Here is a 4154-nt window from a genome sequence, read left to right as displayed (position 1 = left end):
CCCTCGGCGGTGGCGGCCAGCCACAGGTTCTGAATCGCCAGGATGGTCGAGTAGATGCCGGTCTCCGGCACGGTCGCCCGGCCCAGCACGTGGGTCCAGCGAGGCGGCGAAACCGTCGAGGTCGTCGATGTCGCGGATGCACATGGCGAACAGGGCGGCCCCGGCGATGGTGTCGAGCACGGTGTCGGGATCCAGGCCCGGGCGGGTCTCGCCGGGCAGGTAGTCGCGCAGTTCGGCGCGGGTGGGGCTGTCGAGGCGGGCCGACAGTTTCTCGTACAGGCCGGAGTCCTGGCGCATCTCGGCCATCAGCCCGGGCATGGCGGCGCGGGTCTCAGCGGACCCGAACAGTTGGATGGTGCCGCGGATGACCTTGCGGACCTCCCCGAGCAGATCCGGGGCGATCACCGCCGAGCCGACGTCGGGGAACACGGCCTGCGCGATGAGGTGCGCTTTGGACGGCCAACGCCGGTAGATGGCCGGGCGTGAGACGCCGGCGCGCGCGGCGATGGCGTCGATGGAGGTGGCGGCGTATCCGACTTCGACGAGCAGGGCGCGGGCGGCGTCGAGGACCGCGGCGTCCACCGCGGGGTCGCGGTGCGGGCCCAGCCGGTGGCGTGTGGTCACGAAATCCGTCCTTGTCGCCGTGAAATCGAGTCGTTACAGTCTGTCACATCAAAGTCGTTACATTCTGTAACTGCTGAGGACTCGAGGAGGAGTCGTGTCAGCCGCATCCCTTCCCACCCCCGCCGAACCCGGCGAGGCGTACACGCCGGTGCCGCTGCTGGCGGGCAAGGTCATCGTCATCTCCGGAGTCGGCCCCGGCCTGGGCCATTCCCTCGCCATCGAAGCCGCCCGCATGGGCGCCACCCTGGCCTTGGCTGGGCGCACCGAGAAACGCCTGCACGAATACGCCGACGAGATCGCCGCCCTCGGCGGTGCCGCGTTGGTGGTGCGCGCCGACATCACCGTCGAAGCCGACCGAGCCGCCCTGGCCGAGCGTGTCGTGGCCGAACTCGGACGCGTGGACTGCCTGATCAACAATGCCTTCGCCATCCCGCCCATGTACCCGATCACCCAGATCGACGTGGAAGCGTTGCGGGTGGCCAACGAAACCAATGTGTTCGCGCCGCTGCGACTCTCAGCGTTGTTCGCCGACGCGCTGGAGCGCTCCCGCGGCTCGGTGATCATGCTCAACTCGTGCGTGTCCTACAGCTCGCAACCGGAATACTCCGGTTACAAGCTCTCCAAAGGCGCACTGCAACATCTGGCCTCGTCGCTGGCCACCGAGTTGGGGCCGCGCGGCATCCGCGTCAACAGTGTCGCGCCCTCGTATGTGTACGAGGACATCAACAAGGCCTACTTCGATTGGCTGGCAAGCCAAGCCGGGGTCAGCCACGAGGAGATCTACCGGCAGAAAGCCGCACCCACGGACCTGGGACGGTTGGCCGGACCCGAGGAAGTCGCCCGCGCCACCCTGTTTCTGGCCAGCGACCTCGCCACCGCCGTCACCGGACAGATGCTCACCGTCGACTGCGGGGAGTTCCACCGATGAAATCAGGAGACATCGTGACAAAACGGATCGTGTTGTGGGGGACCGGCGTCGTGGGTTCCATGGTGCTGGCCGAGATCCTGCGCCACCCGGCCTACGAACTCGTCGGGGTCGGGGTCAGCAATCCCGCCAAGGTCGGCAAGGACGCCGGGGACCTGTGCGGCGCGGACGCCACCGGCATCCTGGCCACCGACTCGATCGAGGAACTGATCGCCACCCGCCCCGACGCGGTCGTGCACTACGGGCCCACCGCCGCCTTCGCCGAGGAGAACATGCGCGTGATCGGCGCGTTCCTGCGCGCGGGCATCGACGTGTGCTCCACCGCCATGACCCCGTGGGTGTGGCCGGACACCGTGCCCGCGTTCTGGCGCGACCCGATCACCGCCGCCTGCGAGGCCGGGGGAGCGTCATGCTTCACCACCGGCATCGACCCCGGCTTCGCCAACGACCTGTTCCCGATGACCCTGATGGGGCTCTGCGGTGAGGTGCGCTCGGTCCGGGCCTCGGAACTGCTCGACTACACCGACTACGAAGGCGACTACGAGTTCGAGATGGGCATCGGGCATCCGCCGGAGTTCACCGCACTGCTCGAACACCCCGACATGCTCGTGATGGCGTGGGGCGCAACGGTTCCCATGATCGCCAAGGCGGCCGGGATCGAGCTCGACACCATCACCACCACCTGGGACAAGTGGGTCACCCCGACCGATCGGCCCACGGCCAAGGGTGTGGTGAAGGCGGGCACGGTCGCCGCGATCCGCTTCACCATCAACGGGGTGTATCGCGGCCGCGAGGTGATCGTGCTCGAACACGTCAACCGCATCGGGCTCGACGCCGCCCCGGACTGGCCCGCCGGAACCAAGGACGACGTGTACCGGGTCGACATCGTCGGCAGCCCGTCGATCGCCCAGGAAACCTCCTTCCGCTTCACCGACGGCTCGGGCCGCACCCCTGCGGTGGCGGGATGCCTGGCGACAGGGATGCGCGCCCTCAACGCGGTCGCGGCGGTCAACGCGCTGCCGCCGGGCTGGGTCACCGCACTGGATCTGCCGTTGATCGGGGGCGTCGGCACCATCCGCTGAGGGTTGTCGGTTAGCGTGGTGCGCGGTCCACCCGATGCAGCTCGTCCATCCCAGGAGGAAGCCTTGCCCGCAGGTGTGCGTGGTGTCCGTGTCCTCATGCTCGCCGCCCTCACCGGCGCCGGGCTGCTCGCCGCCGCGCCGATCGCGCTGGCCGACAATCCCGTCCCACTCGCGCCCGTGGCCCCGGTGAGCCCGGTCGATCCGGTCACCCCGGTGGTTCCCGGTGCGGGACAGATCATTCCGACCGGCTCCTCGAGCCAGACCTCGACCGAAACAACAACCGACTCCAAAACCGAAACATTCACCGGCACCTGCACGACCACCGCCTCGGGCACGGTGACCACCACCTGCACAGGCACCACTACAACCACCGAGACATCCACAACCACCACGACGTCCACCACGACCAACTGGATGTGAATCACTCAAATCAGCCGAACGGCAACAACTTCCACCCTCCAGCCACCCCACCCAGAAACGTCACTGTGACGCATTGCGGTGGGTGAGGCCCCAGGAGCAGGGGGAGCGGACCACGCACTGCACTGTGAATCCCCAACCACCCCAGGCTAATTCGTCACCGTGACGTATCGACCTCAGGAAACCCGGGCCAGGGGGAGCGGAAGACGAAGTGCCTTGGTTGGCTGGAGTCGACCAAATCCAGGCCGATTCCAGCCATCCGACGAAAACAGGAATTTTTCCACCAAATGGCGTATCCGCCAAAATATTTCAATTCGACCGATCGACGCATCCGTGAAGACGAGTGTTCACGCGGCGAGTGCGGGGAGCTGACGGCGCAGCTCGACCGCCACGACGAAGACACCGAGCGCGAACACCATACGCACACAACATCTTTCAAGATCAACTCCGGTCCCGTAACCGCGCCGATAATCAACATTATGTAAATCTAGCTGGAGGCGGTCGGAGCGTTCTCCCGCTGTTCGGTGTGCGGCGTCCAGTGTTGGGTGTTCGGAAATCTCGGCTCGGTACAACTCTCCCGCATTGCAAACCACGGCGAACATCGTTGTGGTGGGAGGAGTTTCAGAAAATGCGGGTTTGGTCGGCGATGGCCGGGATTGTGGCGATGGTGGGTGCGGTACTGGCCGCGCCGGCCGCGCATGCGCAGACGGGTAGCGGGAATCTGATCGTCAACGGTAACGCCGAGGCGGGATATTGCACGACGGATTGGAATGCCGCCACTACCCTGCCGGGATGGAGCATCACGGCGGGAAGTCCGGATGTGATCTGCTCGTCGGCGGGGTCGTTCAGTTATCCGTCGGGGTCGGTCGGGAAGGCGTTCTTCGCGCCGGGCAATCAGGGTGATGGGGCGATCGCGCAGACGGTGAATGTGGCCTCGGCGGCGAGCGCGATCGACGGTGGCGGAGTGACCTACACCCTCGATGGCTGGCTGGGCGGCTGGGGATCGTATGCCGGCCTGATTCTCCCAACGCTGACGCAGCATGGCGAGCGTGGACTCGTAGGCCCGAATCTGGCGATCCGGCGAGGATTTCAACATCGGCCACAGC

The 4154-nt window shown here is 66.5% G+C and carries 3 protein-coding genes and 3 pseudogenes; 4 read left to right on the top strand and 2 right to left on the bottom strand.

What is annotated here, in order from left to right:
- A pseudogene (locus ACWELQ_RS39990) lies at nt 1-92 on the bottom strand (5,6-dimethylbenzimidazole synthase); the annotation flags it as partial.
- A gap of 49 nt (nt 93-141) precedes the next feature.
- Nucleotides 142-582, bottom strand: a pseudogene (locus tag ACWELQ_RS39985) (TetR/AcrR family transcriptional regulator); the annotation flags it as partial.
- Nucleotides 583-718: 136 nt separating this feature from the next.
- Between ACWELQ_RS39985 and ACWELQ_RS39980 the strand changes: the two are divergent.
- The 4 genes and pseudogenes from ACWELQ_RS39980 to ACWELQ_RS39965 all read left to right on the top strand — a co-directional run.
- Complete coding sequence (locus ACWELQ_RS39980; protein ID WP_452402204.1) at nt 719-1552, top strand: SDR family oxidoreductase; 834 nt, start codon at nt 719-721, stop codon at nt 1550-1552.
- The gene (locus ACWELQ_RS39975) at nt 1549-2631 is read left to right on the top strand and encodes an NAD(P)H-dependent amine dehydrogenase family protein (protein WP_452402203.1); all 1083 of its coding nucleotides are present in this window, start codon (nt 1549-1551) and stop codon (nt 2629-2631) included. The genes ACWELQ_RS39980 and ACWELQ_RS39975 overlap by 4 nt, the downstream gene beginning before the upstream one ends.
- 63 nt (nt 2632-2694) lie before the next feature.
- Complete coding sequence (locus ACWELQ_RS39970; protein WP_452402202.1) at nt 2695-3051, top strand: hypothetical protein; 357 nt, start codon at nt 2695-2697, stop codon at nt 3049-3051.
- A gap of 601 nt (nt 3052-3652) precedes the next feature.
- Nucleotides 3653-4154 (top strand): annotated as a pseudogene (locus ACWELQ_RS39965) (hypothetical protein); the annotation flags it as partial.

It is taken from the genome of Nocardia sp. NPDC004722 (genome assembly GCF_053601505.1).
The sequence above is the reverse complement of the archived record's forward strand: the minus strand, read 5'-3'. Positions and strand labels throughout refer to the sequence as shown.

Coding starts and splice junctions, on each gene's coding strand:
- ACWELQ_RS39975 (WP_452402203.1), top strand. CDS start 1,549: ATGAAATCAGGAGACATCGTGACAAAACGGATCGTGTTGTGGGGGACC.